We start from the raw sequence: 16452 nt of genomic DNA, 5'->3' as shown, positions 1-16452 counted from the left end.
TAACGGCTTGTCCCGGCCCGGGGCGCCGCGCGCAGGTCAGGCGGCCAGCGCCACGGGCTGCTCCGTCCGCGCCCCGGCGTCGGGCTGCGCACCGGCGGCGACGAGCGCCGCATACCGTCCCCCGAGGGCGAGCAGCTCCTCGTGGCTGCCCCGCTCCACCAGCCTGCCGCCGTCGAGCACGGCGATGAGGTCGGCGTGGCGGACGGTGGACAGCCGGTGCGCGATCGTCACCACGGTGCGACCCTGACGCACCCGGTCCAGCGCGTCCTGGATCGCCGCCTCGGTGCGGGTGTCGAGCGCGCTGGTCGCCTCGTCCAGGACGAGCACCCTGGGGTCACGCAGCAGCGTGCGGGCCAGGGCCAGGCGCTGCTGCTCGCCCCCGGAGAAGCGGTGACCACGGGCGCCCACCACCGTGTCGTAGCCGTCGGGGAGAGAGGCGATCAGGTCGTGGATCTGGGCGTCCCGCGCCGCGCGCTCCAGGTCGGCGTCGGTGGCGCCCGGGGAGGCGAAGCGCAGGTTCTCGGCGATCGTGGCGTGCAGCAGGTAGGTCTCCTGGGAGACGACCCCCACGACCGCGGCCCGCTCCGCGGAGGGCAGGTCACGCAGGTCGATCCCGTCCAGCGTGACGCGTCCCCGGGTCGGGTCGTCCAGCCGGGTCAGCAGGGAGGCCAGCGTGCTCTTGCCCGACCCGGTGTGCCCCACCAGGGCGACGGTGCTGCCCGCGGGGATGGTGAGGTCCACCTCGCGCAGCGCGTCGCGCTCGCCACCGGGGTGGCGGTAGGTCACGCCCTCCAGCCGCAGCTCGCCCCGCGCCTCGGACGGGTCCAGGTGCCGCGCCCGCCCGGGCTCGGGCTCGGCGACCTCGACGGGCAGGTCGAGGTACTCGAAGATCCGGCTGAACAGGGCCATGGAGGCCGTGACCTGGACGCCGACGCCGAGCAGGCCCATCACCGGCCGGAAGATCCCAGCCTGCAGCGCGGTGAAGGCCACGAGGGTGCCGATCGAGATGCCGGCCCCGGTGACGGGGAGACCGGCCACGAGGTAGAGGGCGGCCGGGACGACCGCGAAGACGATGCCCATCGTGGCCTGCCGCCAGCGTCCGGCGATCTGCGCGGCGACCTCCAGGTCGAGGAGCCCCGCACTGGACCTGCCGAACCGGTCGGCGAGCTGGCCGCCGGCGCCGAGCGTCTTGCTCAGCCTGGCCCCGCTCACCGACAACGACTCCTCCACCTGGGCGTGCAGACCGGCCAGCGCCCGCTGCCGCTTCTCCGTGGCGTCCCGGCGCAGCCGGGCCACGGAGCGGGTGACCAGGACCGCGGGAGGGATGACGACGAGGGACAGCAGGGCGAGGGTGGGGCTGAGGGCCAGCATGGCCAGGAGGGTGCCGATCACGGTGGCGACGTTGCCGGCCAGCGAGGTGGCGGTCGAGGTGACGACCCCCTGCAGGCCCGAGACGTCGTGGGTGAGGCGGGACTGCACCTCTCCGGAGCGGGTGCGGGTGAAGAAGGACAGCGGCTGGCGCTGCAGGTGAGTGAAGAGATCGGTGCGCAGGCGGTGCATGATCCGCTGCCCCGTGGTCGTGCTGATCCAGGTCTGCAGCACGCCGAGGACGGCGCTCACGGCGGCGACGCCGATCATGGCGCCGACCAGGAGGACCAGCAGCCGGACGTCCTGCTCGGGGATCGCCACGTCGACGATCTCCTTGACGAGGAACGGGGTGGCCAGGCCCAGGGCCGAGCTGGTGACGATGAGCACGAGGACGACGCCGATGGCGCTGCGGTGCGGGGCGAAGAGGGCCAGGACGCGTCGCCCGTCCACGGGGTGGGCCGCCAGCTGGGCGGTGTCCTTGGGGTCGCGTCGGGCGCCGGAGCCAGGGCCGCGACCGGCGCGTTCGAGCGGGCCGGAGCCGGGGTGCAGGGGTGAGAAGTCGCTCAAGGGCTTCTCCTTCCGTTCGGGCCGGTCGTCGGTGCCGGCTGACGATGTGTCCTCCCTGACAAGTACGGAGGTAACCTCCTTATTCCGCTGCCTCGCTATACTGGCCGCATGACCGACATCCCTCCGGGGCCGCCCACCGAGGAGGTCCGCTCCGCCGGCGAGGTCGACCTGCTGCTGCGCCTGGCCCGCCGGTGGCGGCGGCTGGGCCTGGACGGCGCGGACGGGCTGGGCCTCACCCCCCACCAGGAACGGGCCCTGCTCGCGCTGTCCCGGCTCGAGGCGCAGCACGAGGGCGTCCGCGTCTCGTCCCTGGCCCAGCACCTGGGGATCGCCCCCCGCTCGGCCACCGAGGTGGCCGACGCCCTGGAATCGGCCGGGCTGGCCGCCCGGTCGTCCGACCCCACCGACCGTCGCGCCGTGCTCCTGGGTCTCACCGAGGCGGGGCGTGGGATCGTCACCGCCGTCCGAGAGCGCCGGCGCGCGGTCGCCGAGCAGGCCCTGCAGACCCTGGACGAGGCGGACCGGGCCGAGCTGAGACGGCTGCTCACCCTCCTGCTCGAGGCCTGACCCAGCTGCTCCCCCAGCCCCCCTCCCCCGACGCGTCTGGTCGGGCACGCCCCCCGGACGTGCCCGACCAGACCCGGTCCGCCCCGCCCCCGGCGCGGGGCGGACCGTCCGCGCCCCTCACCTCAGGCGCGGGTCTCCTCGGCGATGGGGTCGTAGGAGGCGGCCTCCTCGCCGAAGGCGTAGGCGGCCTCGTCGTGCTCGGACAGGTCGACGCCGCGGGCCTCGTCCTCGGCGCTGACCCGGAAGCCGATCGTCCGGTGGATCGCCAGACCGATGAGGGCGGTGAGCACGCCGGTGAAGACCAGGGTGAAGGCCGTCGCGGCGAGCTGGGCCACCAGCTGCGCCGCCCCTCCGCCGTAGAGCAGGCCCCCGCCCTCCCCGTCGACCGGCAGCGCCAGGAAGCCGAGGGCGACGGTGCCGATGATGCCGGCGACGAGGTGCACGCCGACCACGTCGAGGGCGTCGTCATACCCGAAGCGGTACTTCAGGCCCACCGCCAGCGCGGAGCCCACACCGGCCAGGACGCCGATCGCCAGCGCCCCGAGCACCGACACCGAGGCGCAGGCGGGGGTGATCGCCACCAGGCCCGCCACGACGCCCGAGGCCGCGCCGATGGACGTGGGGCGCCCGTCCCGGACCCGCTCGGTCACCATCCAGGCCAGCATCGCGGCCGCGGGGGCCGCCAGGGTGTTGACCCAGATGAGGCCCGCCTCCTCCACGCTGCCGGCCGCTCCGCCGTTGAAGCCGAACCAGCCGAACCACAGCAGGGCGGTGCCGACCATGACCAGCGGGATGTTGTGCGGCTTGTGGAAGCCCCTGGAGCGCCCGAAGTCGGACCGGCTTCCGATGATGTAGACGAGCACGAGGGCCGCCAGGCCGGCGTTGATGTGGACGACCGTGCCGCCGGCGAAGTCGATCGCCTCGCCGAAGGTGCGCCCCAGCAGCCCGTCGGCCGAGAGCAGGCCGCCGCCCCAGACCATGAAGGCCAGCGGGCAGTAGACGAGCGTGACCCAGACGGGCACGAAGACCGACCAGGCGCCGAAGCGGGTGCGGTCGGCGACCGCTCCGGAGATGAGCGCGACCGTGATGATGGCGAAGGTCGCGCCGTAGCCGATCCCGACGAGGTCGGTGGAGCCGACGTGGCTGCTCAGCCCGACGTCACGCGTCGGGTCCCCGACCAGCCCGCCGAGGATGCCGGGAACCGGGGGCATCCCGTAGCCCCAGAGGACCCAGACGACGCCGACGATCCCGACGGACACGAAGCTCATCATGATCATGTTGAGGGCGGCCTTCGCGCGGGCCATGCCGCCGTAGAAGAACGCCAGGCCCGGTGTCATGAGCAGCACCAGCGCCGCCGAGATCATGACCCAGACATCACCTGCGGTGAGTTCCATCTGCTGCCTCCTGATAAGGATCCTGCGAGGGGTGGCCCGCCCCCCGGGTCACGTCCTCGGGGCCGACGGGGCGGGCCGGTGAGGACAGTGAAGTCCGCGGATGTTTCGGCACCGGACGCGTCGTGTTTCGGGCCGGTTGCCGGGTGTTTCGCGCAGGTAAACCTTTGGCTCAGAGCAGGGCGTGGGCACGGGCGAGGCGATCGCGCCACCACGTCTGCCGCTGCGCGGGGGCGGCGTATGCGGTGAGCAGGGCGCGGTCCACGCCCGCTCGGGCCGCGTCGGCCCGGGTCGTGGTGAGGGTGCCCGCCCGCGGGAGGAGAGGGTCCCCCACCACGTCGGCGGCGAGCAGGGCGGCGGTGCCGAGACCGCAGTCGTGCTCCAGCCGTGGGAGCGCGGCGGCCAGGCGCACGCCGGCGGCCAGGCCGACCGAGGTGTCCAGGGCCGAGGAGACCACGGCGGGCAGCCCCGCCGCGGCCACGATCTCCAGGGCCCGGGCCACGCCGCCCAGCGGGGCGACCTTGACCACGACAAGGTCCGCGGCCCCGACCCGGGCGACGTGCAGCGGGTCCTCGGCACGCCGGACGGACTCGTCGGCGGCGACCGGCACGTCGACGCGGGCCCGGGCGAGCCGCACCCGCAGCTCGGCGAGCTCGGCCACGGTGGCGCACGGCTGCTCGGCGTACTCCAGGTCCAGGGGGGCGAGCCGGGTGAGGGCCTCGAGCGCCTCGTCCACCCGCCAGGCCCCGTTGGCGTCCACACGGACCCGCGCCCGGGCCCCGAGGACCCGACGCACCTCCGTGACCCGGGCGATGTCGTCGGCCAGGGTCTGACCACGCTCGGCGACCTTGACCTTGGCGGTGGGGCGGGCGACCCCGCCCGCCAGGTCGTAGCGGGCCAATACCTCCGGCACCCGGTCCGCCGGGACGGCCGGCACGGTCGCGTTGACGCCCACGGTCTCCCGCACCGGCGGGGGCAGCTCGCCCCAGCCCAGCTCGACGGCGGCGGCCAGCCACCGGGCGGCGTCGGCGTCGTCATACTCCACGAAGGGGGCCCACTCGGCCCAGCCGCTCGGCCCGGCGAGCAGCACCGCCTCCCGCTCGGTCACCCCGCGGAAGCGCAGGCGGAGCGGAAGCCGGACGACATGGGCGGAGCCGAGGAGCGCCGGGAGGTCGGGCAGGTCGGGGCGCGACGACGCAGGCGGCAGGGAGGGCGACGGGGGCACCTGCCGAGGGTAGGCCGTCGACGGCGGACGGCGCCTGTCCTCGTCCCGCACGCCCCGGCCTGCGCGCGTGCCCCGCCCGCGGCACGCTGGGGGCATGGCACTCAAGTGGTACACCGTCGTCGTCGACTCCCACGACCCGCAGGCCCAGGCCCGGTGGTGGGCTCAGGTGCTGGACTGGGTCAGCGCCTACGACACGCCGGAGGAGGCGGTCATCGTGCCGAGGCAGGCCCTGGAGGAGCACGAGGCCGGCCCGGTCGCGACCCTGGAGGACTGGATGCGCCGCGGCCAGGGACTGGTCTTCGTCCCCGTGCCCGAGAGCAAGACGCTGAAGAACCGGTTGCACATCGACCTGGCGCCGCACACCTCCCAGGACCGCGACGCGGAGATCCAGCGGCTGCTGGACCTCGGCGCGACGCGGGTGGACGTCGGTCAGGACGAGGGTGCGGTCACCTGGAGCGTGCTCGCGGACCCGGAGGGCAACGAGTTCTGCGTCCTGAGCAGCCGCGACCAGTAGGCGCGCGGGCTCTCCCTCCACCACCGGGAGCCGGAGCCGTCAACCCTGTCCGCCGGACCCCACCGACCGGGGCCTCCTGACTGGCTAGGGTGGTCGCCGTGACCGACACACCCCAGGCCCAGGACCCGTTCGACCCGTCCCGGTGGCAGGTCGTCGACGGCTTCGAGCAGCTCACCGACATCACCTACCACCGGCACGTGGAGCTCGGCTGCGTCCGGATCGCCTTCGACCGGCCCGAGGTGCGCAACGCCTTCCGCCCGCACACTGTCGACGAGCTCCACCGCGCGCTGGACCACGCCCGGATGACCCCGGACGTGGGCGTGGTGCTGCTGACCGGCAACGGCCCCTCCCCCAAGGACGGCGGCTGGGCCTTCTGCTCCGGCGGCGACCAGCGCATCAGGGGACGCAGCGGCTACCAGTACGCCGCCGAGGGCACCGAGGACCTCACGGCCTCCGGGGTGGACGAGGCCAGGGTGAGGGCCGAGGGGGGCCGGCTGCACATCCTGGAGGTGCAGCGGCTCATCCGCACCATGCCGAAGGTCGTCGTCGCCGTCGTCAGCGGCTGGGCGGCCGGCGGCGGGCACAGCCTGCACGTCGTCTGCGACCTGACCATCGCCTCCCGGGAGCACGCGCGGTTCAAGCAGACCGACGCCGACGTGGGGTCGTTCGACGGTGGCTACGGGTCGGCCTACCTGGCCAAGCAGGTCGGGCAGAAGTTCGCCCGCGAGATCTTCTTCCTCGGCCGGACCTACGACGCGGAGACCATGCACCGGATGGGCGCGGTCAACATCGTCGCCGACCACGCCGACCTCGAGGTGGAGGCCGTCCGGGTGGCCCGCGAGATCCTGGCCAAGAGCCCGACCGCCCAGCGGATGCTCAAGTTCGCGTTCAACCTCGCCGACGACGGCCTCATGGGTCAGCAGGTCTTCGCCGGCGAGGCGACCCGGCTGGCCTACATGACCGACGAGGCCGTCGAGGGCAAGGAGTCGTTCCTGGAGAAGCGCGCACCCGACTGGTCGCCCTTCCCCTGGTACTTCTGAGCGGCGCCGGCGGCCGGGCCGCGTGAGAGACTGCGGCCAGCGCCACCCGAGGGGAGTCGACCACCATGAGCCACCGTCCGGCAGCGGCCCTGGCCGTCGCCTGCGCCCTCCTGCTGCCGGCGTGCAGCGAGGAGCCGGCGGTCGTGGAGGCCACAGCACCGGCCACGGCGACACCGGTCGACCCCGCCCCGACCACGGCTCCCGCGGACGACTCCGCGCCCGGGGCTGACCCGGCCCCGGCCACCTCGGACCCGGACGACGACGCGGCAGCCGGCGTCGGCGACCCGGCCGCCGCCACCGTCGACCCCGCCCTGGTCGAGGGGGGCGCCGAGGGCCAGGCCGCCGCCGACCGGGCCAAGGCCTTCCTGCTGGCCCTGGTCTCGGCCGACGCCGACGCCTGCGAGATGCTCCTGTCCTTCTCCGACCCCGAGCTGCCCATGACCGCGGTCACCGCCGACCTGGAGCTGTGCCGGGCCCAGCTGCCGGCCACGATGGAGTCCACGGTGCAGGCCCAGGGCCTGGGTGAGGAGGGCGTGGAGATCCTCGAGGCGATGCAGATCCGCGGCGCCGAGGTCCAGGAGGACACCGCGGTCATCGACAGGGACAACTACTCCCCCCTGTTCGCCGACGCCATGGGGGACGCGACGATCACCCTGCGGAAGGTCGACGGCCGCTGGTACGTCGACCTCGACGCCTACCTCCGGACGCCGTGACCGACCTCGTGCTCCCCCAGGGGGCGCCGTGGGATGACGTCCGCGACGCCCTGGCCGACCTCGTCGGCCGGCGTGAGGACCCGCCCACCCACGACGGAGCGGTGGTCGTGGCCACCTCGGGCTCGTCCGGCACCCCCAAGCGCGTGCGCCTGCCGGGCACCGCCCTGCGGGCCAGCGGCCTGGCCACCGCCCGGGTGCTCGGCGGGCACGGAGGCTGGGTCCTGGCGCTGCCCACCCATCACGTGGCGGGCCTGCAGGTGCTGGCGCGCTCGGCGCTGGCGGGGTCCACCCCGGTCGTGCTGGACCCGCACCGTCCCTTCACCGGGGCCGCCTTCGCCGACGCGGTGGAGCGGCTGGTCACCTCCTCCGAGGCGCCGCTGCGGCTGACCTCCCTGGTGCCCACCCAGCTGCGCCGGCTGCTGGACGACGAGGCCGGTCACGAGGCGCTGGGACGGCTGGACGCGGTCCTGCTCGGCGGGTCCGCGGCCGACCCCGCCCTGCTCGAGGACGCCCGCGCCACCGGCTGCCGGGTGGTGCACACCTACGGCATGTCCGAGACGAGCGGCGGGTGCGTCTACGACGGGGTGCCGCTGCCGGGCGTCCGGGTCCGGGTGGACCCCGAGGACAGCCGGATCCACCTCGGCGGCCCGGTGCTGGCCGACGGCTACCTCGACAACCCCGACCTGACCCACGCCCGCTTCGTGCACGACATGGAGGGCCGCTGGTTCGTCACCGACGACCGCGGGACCCTCGACGCCGACGGCCGGCTGCGCGTCCTGGGCCGGGTCGACGACGTCATCATCACCGGAGGGCACAAGGTCGAGCCGCGGGACGTCGAGGCGGTGCTCACCGCCCTCCCGGGCGTGGTGGACGCCCTCGTGGTCGGGGTGCCCGACCCCGAGTGGGGCCAGGTCGTCGGAGCCCTGGTGGTGCGGGCCGGTGACCCTGCCGGTGCCGACTGGCAGGCGCGACTGCGGGAGGCCCTGCGCCCCAGCCTGCCGCCGCACGCCCTGCCCCGGCGGGTCGTGGCGAGCCACGCCATACCGCTGCTGCCCTCCGGCAAGCCGGACCGCTTCCGCGCGGTCGACCTGCTGCGGGGTGGCAGAATGGACACCCTGCCCCGCTGACCCCGAGAGGACCCGCGTTGCCCCGTGTGATCGCAGCCGTCGCGCTGCTGGCGTTCACCGTCTTCTGCATCGTCGACGCGATCCAGACGGAGGAGGACCAGGTGCGCGGGCTGCCCAAGCCGCTGTGGGTCGTCCTCGTCCTCATCTTCCCCGTGGCCGGCGGACTGGCCTGGCTCATCGCCGGTCGACCCACCAGCATCCTGGAGACGCTCCGCGGGGGCCGCCGGCAGGGCCCGCCCCGCGGGCCGCTCGGCCCCGACGACGACCCGGACTTCCTGAAGGGCCTGTAGACCACCGCATGGCAACCCTCGCCCAGTGGATCGAGGGGGCGCGCCCCCGCACGCTCCCCGCCGCGATCGCCCCCGTCCTCGTCGGCACCGCCGCCGCGCACGCCGCCGGCGACGCCAACCTCGGGCTGGGGGTGCTGGCGCTCGTCGTGGCGCTCGCGCTCCAGGTCGGCGTCAACTACGCCAACGACTACTCCGACGGGGTCCGGGGCACGGACGAGGAGCGGGTCGGACCCGTGCGTCTGGTCGGCCAGCGGCTCGCCGCCCCCGCCGACGTCAAGGCCGCGGCCTTCGGCTCCTTCTTCGTCGCCTCCGTGGCCGGGCTGGCCCTGGTCGCGCTCGCGGGCACCTGGCTGCTGGCCCTGGCCGGGGTCGTCGCGCTGTGGGCGGCCTGGCACTACACCGGCGGGAAGAACCCCTACGGCTACCGCGGCCTGGGCGAGGTCATGGTCTTCGTCTTCTTCGGCCTCTTCGCCGTGCTCGGCACGACCTGGACCCAGGCGCACGCGCTGACCCTCGGCGCCGTCGGGGGCGCGATCGGGTGCGGCGCGCTGGCCTGCGCGATCCTGGTGACCAACAACCTGCGCGATCTCGAGGGCGACCGGGAGGTGGGCAAGCGGACGCTCGCGGTCCGGCTCGGCTTCGCCCGCACCCGCCGGCTCTACGCGGGGCTGGTCGGCCTCGCCCTGGCCTCCGTCCTCCTGGCGGCGGTCGCGCACCCCACCGCGCTGGTCGGGCTGCTCGCGGCACCGCTCGCGGTCCGCCCGGTCCGCTCGGTGCTCGGCGAGACCTACGGCCGCGAGCTGCTGCCGGCGCTCGGACAGACGGGCGTGCTCCAGCTGGGGTATGCCGTGGCCCTCACCGTCGGCCTCGTCCTGGCCTGACCGACGGGCCGCCGCGGGCGGCCGTGGGTGCCGCGCGGTGGAGGCTCAGTCCTCCGCGGCCCGCTCGGAGTCGACCTGGTCGCGGCGGCGGGCCATCCGCTCCTCGACGGAGTGCTCCAGGCCGGCGGCGATCCGATCCCGGTCGGGGCGCAGCAGGAAGTAGGCGATGACCATGGAGGCCAGGGCTCCGGCGACGGCCGCCCACAGCACGTCCAGGCCGAGCAGCACGAAGGCCGCGGTGCAGCCGGCGAAGAGCAGGATGCGCATCATCGTGTAGCGCAGGAGCACCATCAGCTGGCCACCCCCGAGTAGGAGTGCAGGCCGGTCATGAGCAGGTTCACCACCGTGTAGTTGACGATCACGCAGATGAAGCCGACGATCGCGACCCAGGTCGCCCGGCGGATCGACCAGCTGGAGGTCGCCCGGGCGTGCAGGTACGCCGCATACACGACCCAGATGACGAACGTCCAAGCTCCTTGTCTTGGGTCCCAGCCCCAGTAGCGCCCCCAGGCCTGCTCGGCCCAGATCGCGCCCGAGATGAGGGTGAAGGTCCACAGCGGGAAGGCGAGGACGTGGATGCCGTAGGTGAGGCGCTCCAGCGCCGCCGCCGGGGGCAGCGCGGCCAGCCGGCCCCGCACCCGGCCCCGGGTCTCGGCCCGGTCCTTGACGAGGAAGGCCGCGGCCAGGCCCGCGCCGATGACGAACAGGGCGATCGACAGGCAGGCGATCGTCACGTGGATGACCAGCCAGAAGCTCTCGAGGGCCGGCATGAGCTGGGAGGCCTCGGTGTACCACCACAGCTTCGCGGCCACCAGCATGAGGGTGACGGGGAGCACCACGAAGACCCCGAGCCACAGGCGGGCCCGGCGCAGGCTCCACGCCGAGTAGACCAGGAGGGCGAAGGAGGAGGTCACGAGTACGAACTCGTACATGTTGCCCAGCGGCGCCCGGGTGACCGAGATCATTCGCATGAGCGTCCCGCCGACGACCAGGAAGGTCGCGAGCCAGGTCAGCTGCAGACCGGCGACCCCCCAGCGTCGGGCGGCACCGCCGGTCGCGCCGTCGGGCGGCGGGGCCAGCGCGGAGGCGGCCGGGGACGTCGCGGCGGCCGAACGGTCGGGCAGATCGGCCGCGCCCGGCCCCGGGTCGGCACCGGCGGGGACGAGCGCCTCCTCCCGGGAGCGTGCGTCCACGCGCCGCTCGCTGCTCGCGCCGGCGATCGCCAGGTGCACCGAGAAGGCCACGAGGGCGAGCGCGAGGACCGCGATGGCGGCCCAGATGGCCACGTCGCTCGTCATCGCCATGGTCGGGTCGGTCATGCGTCCGTGCTCCTGTCGTTCCTGTCGTCCGTGCTCGCGGACGTCGTCGTCGCCTCCGTGATCCGTCGCACCAGGTCCTCGACCAGAGCCTCGAGGCCGGGGTCGGTGCCCTTGGGGAGGCCGGCGACGCTCACCCCAGTATGCCGTCGCCCGCCGGCTCCGCCCGCCCCCGGCGTGACCCGGACGTAGATCCGGCGCCGCCGCACCCCCAGCATCAGGGCCAGGCCGGCCAGGGCGAGCATCGAGATGACCAGCGCCGGCATCCGGCCGGGGTCGTGCCGCACGAGCAGCCCGCCCCAGCGGATGACCCCCTCGAACTCCACGACGCTGCCGTCGGGCAGCTCGTAGGTCTCCCCGGGGCGCAGCAGGAAGGCCACCGGGCTCCCGTCCTCGAGGGTGAGCTGGGTCATCGCGTCGGTGTCGACCGAGAAGACCGACTGCGCCCGCCCGTCGGGGAAGAGCTCGCCCTCGTAGGCCGTCAGCACCAGGGCGGGATCCTGCAGGCCGGGGAAGGTGGAGGTCATCCCCGTCTCCGGGCTCACGTCGATCGTGGGGAAGAAGCCGCCGACCAGGCCCAGGCCCGGCTCGCGCCCGGTCACCTTGACCGCACCCTCGCTGCCGTAGGTGTTGTCCTGGGGCAGGAAGGTCACCGCGTCCGAGTAGAGCAGCCCGCCGTCGGGGTCGCGCACCGTGACGACCGGGGCGTAGCCGTTGCCGAGGAGGAAGATGGAGTCGCCGTCGACGGCGAGCGGGGCGTTGACCGCGAAGTCCTGCTCGCGGGCCTGCTGGCCCGGGAGCTCCACCGTCGCCACCCCCTCGAACCGGCGCGGCTGGCCGAACTGCGCCCCCTCGGCGCGGCTCTCGAACTCCACGTCCAGGGAGTTGAGGGTGAGGGTGAAGGTGGGGACGTCCTGCTCGTCGACGAGGGGTCCGAGGTTGAGGGTGTCGAAGGTGCCGGCCCCCGAGGTCCAGCTCTCCCCCTCCTTGAGGATGATCTCGCCGCGCCAGCCCCACAGGCTCCCCGCGGCGACGGCGACGATCACGCCGAGCAGCGCCAGGTGGAAGACGAGGTTGCCCGTCTCCTTGAGGTGGCCCTTCTCCCCCGAGACGGCCAGCGGGTCCTCGGCGTCCTCGTCCCGCAGGCGGAAGCGCCGGTCCCGCAGGACGGCCCTGGCCGCGGCGACCACCTGCCGCGGATCGGCGTCGACCTCGACCCGGCGGTGCACCGGCATCCGGGTGAGACGACCCGGGGCCCGGGGGGGCTGCGAGCGCAGGGAGGTCAGGTGCTGGCGCATGCGCGGCACGATGCAGCCGACGAGGCTGACCATGAGGAGCAGGTAGATCGAGGCGAACCAGGGCGAGGAGTAGACGTCGAAGAGGTGCAGCCGGTCCAGCCACGGGGCCAGGTCCGGGTTGCGCTCGAAGAAGCTGCGCACCCGGACGGGGTCGACGCTGCGCTGGGGCCAGATGGAGCCGGGGATGGCCGCGACGGCCAGGAGCAGGAGCAGGGCCAGCGCGGTCCGCATGCTGGTGAGCTGGCGCCACGCCCAGCGCAGCCAGCCGAGGACCCCGAGCCGCGGACCACCCAGGGTGCTGCGGTCCTTGGGGTAGGCCGGCTCGATCCGCTGCTCGTCCGCGGGCCGGGTGGGGGTGGCCACTAGAGCACCGTCTCGAAGCTGCTGACCAGCCGGGTCTGCGTCCAGGCCGTCAGCTCGGTCCACACCCCGGTGAGCATGAGCAGGCCCAGCACGACGAGCAGGCCGCCACCGACCCGCTGGATCAGCAGGTGGTGCGCCCGGACCCGCCGGGAGACCCGGTGCACCCAGCCGAGCCCGGCCGCCATCAGCAGGAAGGGCAGGCCCAGCCCGAGGGAGTAGGCGGCGCCGAGCACCAGCGCCCGGGGGACCTGGTCGTTCCCCGGGAGGATCGAGGTGCCGAGGGTCTGGATCGCCACCAGGGCCGGCCCGGTGCACGCGGTGAAGCCCAGCCCGAAGGCCACCCCGAGCAGCGGCGCGCCGGCCAGGCCGGCGGCGGGGCGCCACCGCACCTGCCAGGCGGCGGACGGCTGCACGACCATGACCAGACCGAGCGCGACCACGACGACCCCGGAGACCTGCAGCAGCAGGGCCTGGTGGCGGGTGAGCGCCATACCCAGGCCGGAGATGACCACGCTCATGGCGAGGAAGACGACGCTGAAGCCCAGGACGAACAGGCCCGCCCCCAGCAGCAGCCGGCCCCGCTCCCCGGCGGGGGGCGCGCCGGGCCGGGGCGCGCCGGCGTCATCCCGCCCAGGTAGCCCAGGAAGCCCGGCACCAGCGGCAGGACGCACGGCGAGGCGAAGGAGACCAGCCCGGCGAGCGCGGCGACGGCGGCGGCCAGCAGCAACGGGCCGGACAGGACGAGCTCGTTCACCCCTGGGCCCCCGCGGCCTGACCGGGCTCGTCCGCCAGCACGTCGTCGACGAGGCCACGCAGGGTGGTGGCGTCCACCTGGCCGTTGACGCGGGCGGCGACCCGGCCCTGACCGTCGAGGACCAGGGTCGTCGGGCGCGCCGTGGCCAGGCCCTGCAGCTGGGCCAGGGTGCGGCCTCCGTCGTCGACCAGCGAGGGGTAGGGGACGCCGTGTTTCTCCTCGAAGGCCAGGGCGTTCGGCACGCTGTCACGGTGGTTGACCCCGACGAACTGCACGGGCTCCCCCGCCTGCTCGTAGGCGTCGGACACCGCCACCAGGTCGGGGGCCTCGGCGTCGCACGGCCCGCACCACGACCCCCAGACGTTGACGACCACGACGCGGCCGCGGTGGTCCAGCGAGGTCCACGGCTCGTCCTCGAGCGTCGTCCCGGAGAGCTCGATCGTGGTGCTGCGCCCGTCGGGGGGCAGCTGCTCCACCAGGCCGCTGCCGGCGACGTAGCCCTTCTGGTCGCCCTGGCGCATCTGCTCGTTGATGCTCGTGCCGTCCTCGCCGCACCCGGCCAGGGTCAGGGCCAGCACGGCGGCCAGGGCGGGCGCGCGGCGCCCGACCGAGCGGGTGGTCGTGCTCACCGGCCGATCACCTCGGTGGAGGTGCCGGTGACGTCGAGGGCGCCCGGCAGCAGGTGGGCGGCCGGCTCGGCATACAGGACGCGCACGGGGTAGGTGCCGTGGAAGCGGACGCTGGTCACGGAGGCCAGGGAGCACTCACGGCGACGCGGGTGGTGGGCCAGTCGTCGGCCCTGCACCGAGCGCCGCATCATCCAGATGGGCAGCTGGTGGCTCACCATGACCCCCTCGTGCCCCTCCGCGTGCTCGCGCGCCTCGTCCAGCGCGAGCCGCATCCGGGCCGCGACGTGGGTGTAGGCCTCGCCCCAGGACGGGCGCAGCGGGTTGAGGACCACCGGGAGGGTGGACCACCGCAGCAGCGCGCGCCGGTCGACCCGGATCCCCTCGAAGTGGTTGGTGCTCTCCGTCAGCTTCTCGTCGGTGGCGACGTCCAGGCCGTGGGCCCGGGCGATCGGCTCCGCGGTCTCCTGCGCCCGCTCCAGCGGGGAGGAGACCACGTAGGTGATGTCACGGTCGGCGAGGTGGTCCGCGGCGGCCCGGGCCATCTCCCGGCCCAGGTCCGACAGGTGGTAGCCGGGCAGCCGGCCGTAGAGGATCGCCTCGGGGTTGTGGACCTCACCGTGGCGGACGACGTGGATGATCGTGACCGGGCTGCCGTCGCGCAGCGCGCGCGGGCCGCGGGACCGATCCGGGGGCACGGGGTCCTCGACGGGCACGGCAGGGGACATGTCACCTATTCTCCCACGCCAGCCTGAGCAGGCCCTGAGGGGCGAGCCCGCTCAGGCCACCTCGGCCGCGCTCTCCTCGATCGCCCGCACGGCCACCTCGACCGCCTCGTCGTCGTGCGCGGCGGAGACGAACCACGACTCGAAGCAGCTCGGGGGAAGGTGCACGCCGCGCCGCAGCATCGCGTGGAAGAACCGGGCGAAGCGCTCGCGGTCCTGGTCCTGGGCGTCGGCGTAGTCCCGGACCGCGTGCTCGCGGAAGAAGACCGAGAACATCGACCCCGCCCACTGGATGCGGTGGGGTATGCCGTGCCGCGTGAAGGCGTCGGTCACGGCGCCGGCCAGGGCCTCGCTGACCTCGTCCAGCCGGGCGTAGACCTCGGGCGTGCACGCCTGCAGCGTGGCGAGCCCGGCGGCGGAGGCCACCGGGTTGCCGGACAGCGTGCCCGCCTGGTAGACCGGCCCCTCCGGTGCGAGCATCGCCATCACGTCGGCGCGTCCGCCGAAGGCGGCGGTCGGGAAGCCGCCGCCCATCACCTTGCCGAAGGTGAACAGGTCGGGCGCCCCGCCCTCGGGCCGCCCCTCCAGCCCGAACCAGCCGGCCTCGGAGCAGCGGAAACCGGTCATCACCTCGTCGCTGATGAGCAGCGCGCCGTGCTGCGCGGTCACCCTGCGCAGCGCGTCGCTGAACCCGGGCTCCGGGGGGACCACCCCCATGTTGCCCGCCGCCGCCTCGGTGATGACGGCCGCGATCTCGGCGCCCCGCTCGGCGAAAGCGGCCTCCAGGGCCGGGACGTCGTTGTAGGGGAGCACGATCGTCTCGGCCGCCGAGCTGCGGGGCACCCCCGAGCTGTCCGGCAGGGCGAAGGTCGCCACCCCCGAGCCGGCCTGCGCGAGCAGGGCGTCCACGTGCCCGTGGTAGCACCCCGCGAACTTGACGACGACCGACCGGCCGGTGAAGCCGCGGGCCAGGCGCAGCGCGCTCATCGTGGCCTCGGTGCCCGAGCTGACCAGCCGCACCTGCTCGACCGGCTCCACCCGGCGCACGATCTCCTCGGCCAGGGCCACCTCGCGGGCGGTCGGCGTGCCGAAGGAGAACCCCTGGGCCGCCGCGTCGGTGACCGCGGCCAGGACCCGCGGGGAGGCGTGGCCGAGGATCATCGGGCCCCACGAGCACACCAGGTCGACGTAGCGCCGCCCGTCCGCGTCCCACATCCAGGGCCCCTGCGCGCGCTCCATGAAGCGGGGGGTGCCGCCGACGGACCGGAAGGCGCGGACCGGGGAGTTCACCCCACCGGGGATGACCCGGCGTGCCCGCTCGATCAGCTGCTCGGAGGCCGGTGCGCCCGCCGGGTACGGCGGGCTGGTCTGGCTGGTCTGGCCGGGGTCGGGGGTCATGAGCGCCAGCCTACGTAATCCCACCGGCCGCCCCGCATGGTTGCCCCACACCCCACCGACCGCCTCGCATGGTTGCCCCACACCCCACCGACCGCCCCGCGTGGTTGCTCCATACCCCACGGGCCGCGTCCAATGGTTGTTGGGGGGTCGACCGGACGCCCAGGGTGGTGGCCGGATCCATCGCGTGCTTGCTCGACGGGCCCCCCTCAGGCACCTCAGCCACCTTGACCGGGCGAGCGGCCAGGACGTCGACCTGGTCCGGTCGCGTCAGCCGGTCAGACCCGCCGAC

The 16452-nt window shown here is 74.4% G+C and carries 18 protein-coding genes; 7 read left to right on the top strand and 11 right to left on the bottom strand.

Translation table 11 applies throughout. The features are described from left to right. Window positions 1-36 precede the first annotated feature (36 nt). Window positions 37-1935, bottom strand: coding sequence for an ABC transporter ATP-binding protein (locus tag E3Z34_RS02890; protein WP_238695319.1), 1899 nt, complete (start codon window positions 1933-1935; stop codon window positions 37-39). Window positions 1936-2043: 108 nt separating this feature from the next. On the opposite strand from E3Z34_RS02890, the gene E3Z34_RS02885 reads away from it, so the two are divergent. Next, on the top strand, window positions 2044-2502 hold the full coding sequence (locus E3Z34_RS02885; RefSeq protein WP_134772393.1) for a MarR family winged helix-turn-helix transcriptional regulator: 459 nt from the start codon (window positions 2044-2046) through the stop codon (window positions 2500-2502). Between the two features lie 122 nt (window positions 2503-2624). On the opposite strand, the gene E3Z34_RS02880 is transcribed toward E3Z34_RS02885, so the two are convergent. Both E3Z34_RS02880 and E3Z34_RS02875 read right to left on the bottom strand, forming a co-directional pair. Continuing rightward, on the bottom strand, window positions 2625-3896 hold the full coding sequence (locus E3Z34_RS02880) for an ammonium transporter (protein ID WP_134772392.1): 1272 nt from the start codon (window positions 3894-3896) through the stop codon (window positions 2625-2627). 169 nt (window positions 3897-4065) lie between these two features. Beyond that, complete coding sequence (locus E3Z34_RS02875; RefSeq protein ID WP_420818970.1) at window positions 4066-5118, bottom strand: o-succinylbenzoate synthase; 1053 nt, start codon at window positions 5116-5118, stop codon at window positions 4066-4068. A gap of 94 nt (window positions 5119-5212) precedes the next feature. Here E3Z34_RS02875 and E3Z34_RS02870 point away from each other — a divergent pair, with 94 nt between their 5' ends. The 6 genes from E3Z34_RS02870 to E3Z34_RS02845 all read left to right on the top strand — a co-directional run bounded on the left by E3Z34_RS02870 (window position 5213) and on the right by E3Z34_RS02845 (window position 9683). Continuing rightward, the gene (locus E3Z34_RS02870; protein WP_134772391.1) at window positions 5213-5632 is read left to right on the top strand and encodes a VOC family protein; all 420 of its coding nucleotides are present in this window, start codon (window positions 5213-5215) and stop codon (window positions 5630-5632) included. Between the two features lie 98 nt (window positions 5633-5730). Continuing rightward, window positions 5731-6672 carry a 1,4-dihydroxy-2-naphthoyl-CoA synthase gene (locus E3Z34_RS02865; RefSeq protein ID WP_134772390.1) on the top strand — a complete coding sequence of 314 codons (942 nt, stop codon included), beginning with the start codon at window positions 5731-5733 and terminating at the stop codon, window positions 6670-6672. 65 nt (window positions 6673-6737) lie between these two features. Next, window positions 6738-7385, top strand: a complete 648-nt coding sequence (locus tag E3Z34_RS02860; protein ID WP_134772389.1) for a hypothetical protein — start codon at window positions 6738-6740, stop codon at window positions 7383-7385. After that, on the top strand, window positions 7382-8512 hold the full coding sequence (gene menE, locus E3Z34_RS02855; RefSeq protein ID WP_134772388.1) for an o-succinylbenzoate--CoA ligase: 1131 nt from the start codon (window positions 7382-7384) through the stop codon (window positions 8510-8512). Before E3Z34_RS02860 ends, menE begins: the two co-directional genes overlap by 4 nt. Window positions 8513-8538: 26 nt before the next feature. After that, entirely contained in the window at window positions 8539-8802 is a 264-nt protein-coding gene (locus E3Z34_RS02850) for a PLD nuclease N-terminal domain-containing protein (RefSeq protein ID WP_338043770.1), read from the top strand. An 8-nt stretch (window positions 8803-8810) separates the two neighbouring features. Further along, window positions 8811-9683: a 1,4-dihydroxy-2-naphthoate polyprenyltransferase gene (locus tag E3Z34_RS02845; RefSeq protein ID WP_134772386.1), complete on the top strand. Its 873-nt coding sequence runs from the start codon at window positions 8811-8813 to the stop codon at window positions 9681-9683. Between the two features lie 45 nt (window positions 9684-9728). Here the strand turns inward: E3Z34_RS02845 and E3Z34_RS02840 are convergent, their stop codons facing one another. The 8 genes from E3Z34_RS02840 to hemL are packed head-to-tail and all read right to left on the bottom strand — an operon-like array spanning window position 9729 to window position 16163. Continuing rightward, window positions 9729-9974, bottom strand: coding sequence for a DUF4229 domain-containing protein (locus E3Z34_RS02840; protein ID WP_134772385.1), 246 nt, complete (start codon window positions 9972-9974; stop codon window positions 9729-9731). Continuing rightward, window positions 9974-11002: a c-type cytochrome biogenesis protein CcsB gene (gene ccsB / locus E3Z34_RS02835; RefSeq protein ID WP_134772384.1), complete on the bottom strand. Its 1029-nt coding sequence runs from the start codon at window positions 11000-11002 to the stop codon at window positions 9974-9976. The genes E3Z34_RS02840 and ccsB overlap by 1 nt, the downstream gene beginning before the upstream one ends. After that, entirely contained in the window at window positions 10999-12660 is a 1662-nt protein-coding gene (gene resB, locus E3Z34_RS02830; protein ID WP_134772383.1) for a cytochrome c biogenesis protein ResB, read from the bottom strand. The genes ccsB and resB overlap by 4 nt, the downstream gene beginning before the upstream one ends. Then, a complete protein-coding gene (locus tag E3Z34_RS02825) occupies window positions 12660-13178 on the bottom strand; it encodes a cytochrome c biogenesis CcdA family protein (RefSeq protein WP_338043769.1) in 519 nt (172 codons plus the stop codon). Before E3Z34_RS02825 ends, resB begins: the two co-directional genes overlap by 1 nt. Further along, complete coding sequence (locus E3Z34_RS19640) at window positions 13175-13414, bottom strand: cytochrome c biogenesis protein CcdA (RefSeq protein ID WP_338043768.1); 240 nt, start codon at window positions 13412-13414, stop codon at window positions 13175-13177. The genes E3Z34_RS02825 and E3Z34_RS19640 overlap by 4 nt, the downstream gene beginning before the upstream one ends. Next, entirely contained in the window at window positions 13411-14043 is a 633-nt protein-coding gene (locus tag E3Z34_RS02820) for a TlpA family protein disulfide reductase (protein WP_238695318.1), read from the bottom strand. The genes E3Z34_RS19640 and E3Z34_RS02820 overlap by 4 nt, the downstream gene beginning before the upstream one ends. Continuing rightward, on the bottom strand, window positions 14040-14768 hold the full coding sequence (locus tag E3Z34_RS02815) for a histidine phosphatase family protein (RefSeq protein ID WP_134772382.1): 729 nt from the start codon (window positions 14766-14768) through the stop codon (window positions 14040-14042). Before E3Z34_RS02815 ends, E3Z34_RS02820 begins: the two co-directional genes overlap by 4 nt. A 51-nt stretch (window positions 14769-14819) precedes the next feature. Next, entirely contained in the window at window positions 14820-16163 is a 1344-nt protein-coding gene (hemL, locus tag E3Z34_RS02810) for a glutamate-1-semialdehyde 2,1-aminomutase (RefSeq protein WP_134772381.1), read from the bottom strand. Between the last annotated feature and the right edge of the window lie 289 nt (window positions 16164-16452).

It is taken from the genome of Ornithinimicrobium flavum (assembly GCF_004526345.1).
Lineage (GTDB): Bacteria > Actinomycetota > Actinomycetes > Actinomycetales > Dermatophilaceae > Ornithinicoccus > Ornithinicoccus flavus.
This window is presented reverse-complemented; position numbering and strand designations above follow the sequence as displayed.

Excerpts from the sequence above, each read along its gene's own strand:
- E3Z34_RS02860 (WP_134772389.1), top strand. The coding sequence starts at position 6,738 with ATGAGCCACCGTCCGGCAGCGGCCCTGGCCGTCGCCTGCGCCCTCCTG.
- E3Z34_RS02845 (WP_134772386.1), top strand. The coding sequence starts at position 8,811 with ATGGCAACCCTCGCCCAGTGGATCGAGGGGGCGCGCCCCCGCACGCTC.
- ccsB (WP_134772384.1), bottom strand. The coding sequence starts at position 11,002 with ATGACCGACCCGACCATGGCGATGACGAGCGACGTGGCCATCTGGGCC.
- E3Z34_RS02885 (WP_134772393.1), top strand. The coding sequence starts at position 2,044 with ATGACCGACATCCCTCCGGGGCCGCCCACCGAGGAGGTCCGCTCCGCC.
- hemL (WP_134772381.1), bottom strand. The coding sequence starts at position 16,163 with ATGACCCCCGACCCCGGCCAGACCAGCCAGACCAGCCCGCCGTACCCG.
- E3Z34_RS02840 (WP_134772385.1), bottom strand. The coding sequence starts at position 9,974 with ATGGTGCTCCTGCGCTACACGATGATGCGCATCCTGCTCTTCGCCGGC.
- E3Z34_RS02815 (WP_134772382.1), bottom strand. The coding sequence starts at position 14,768 with ATGTCCCCTGCCGTGCCCGTCGAGGACCCCGTGCCCCCGGATCGGTCC.
- E3Z34_RS02870 (WP_134772391.1), top strand. The coding sequence starts at position 5,213 with ATGGCACTCAAGTGGTACACCGTCGTCGTCGACTCCCACGACCCGCAG.
- E3Z34_RS02880 (WP_134772392.1), bottom strand. The coding sequence starts at position 3,896 with ATGGAACTCACCGCAGGTGATGTCTGGGTCATGATCTCGGCGGCGCTG.
- E3Z34_RS02825 (WP_338043769.1), bottom strand. The coding sequence starts at position 13,178 with ATGAGCGTGGTCATCTCCGGCCTGGGTATGGCGCTCACCCGCCACCAG.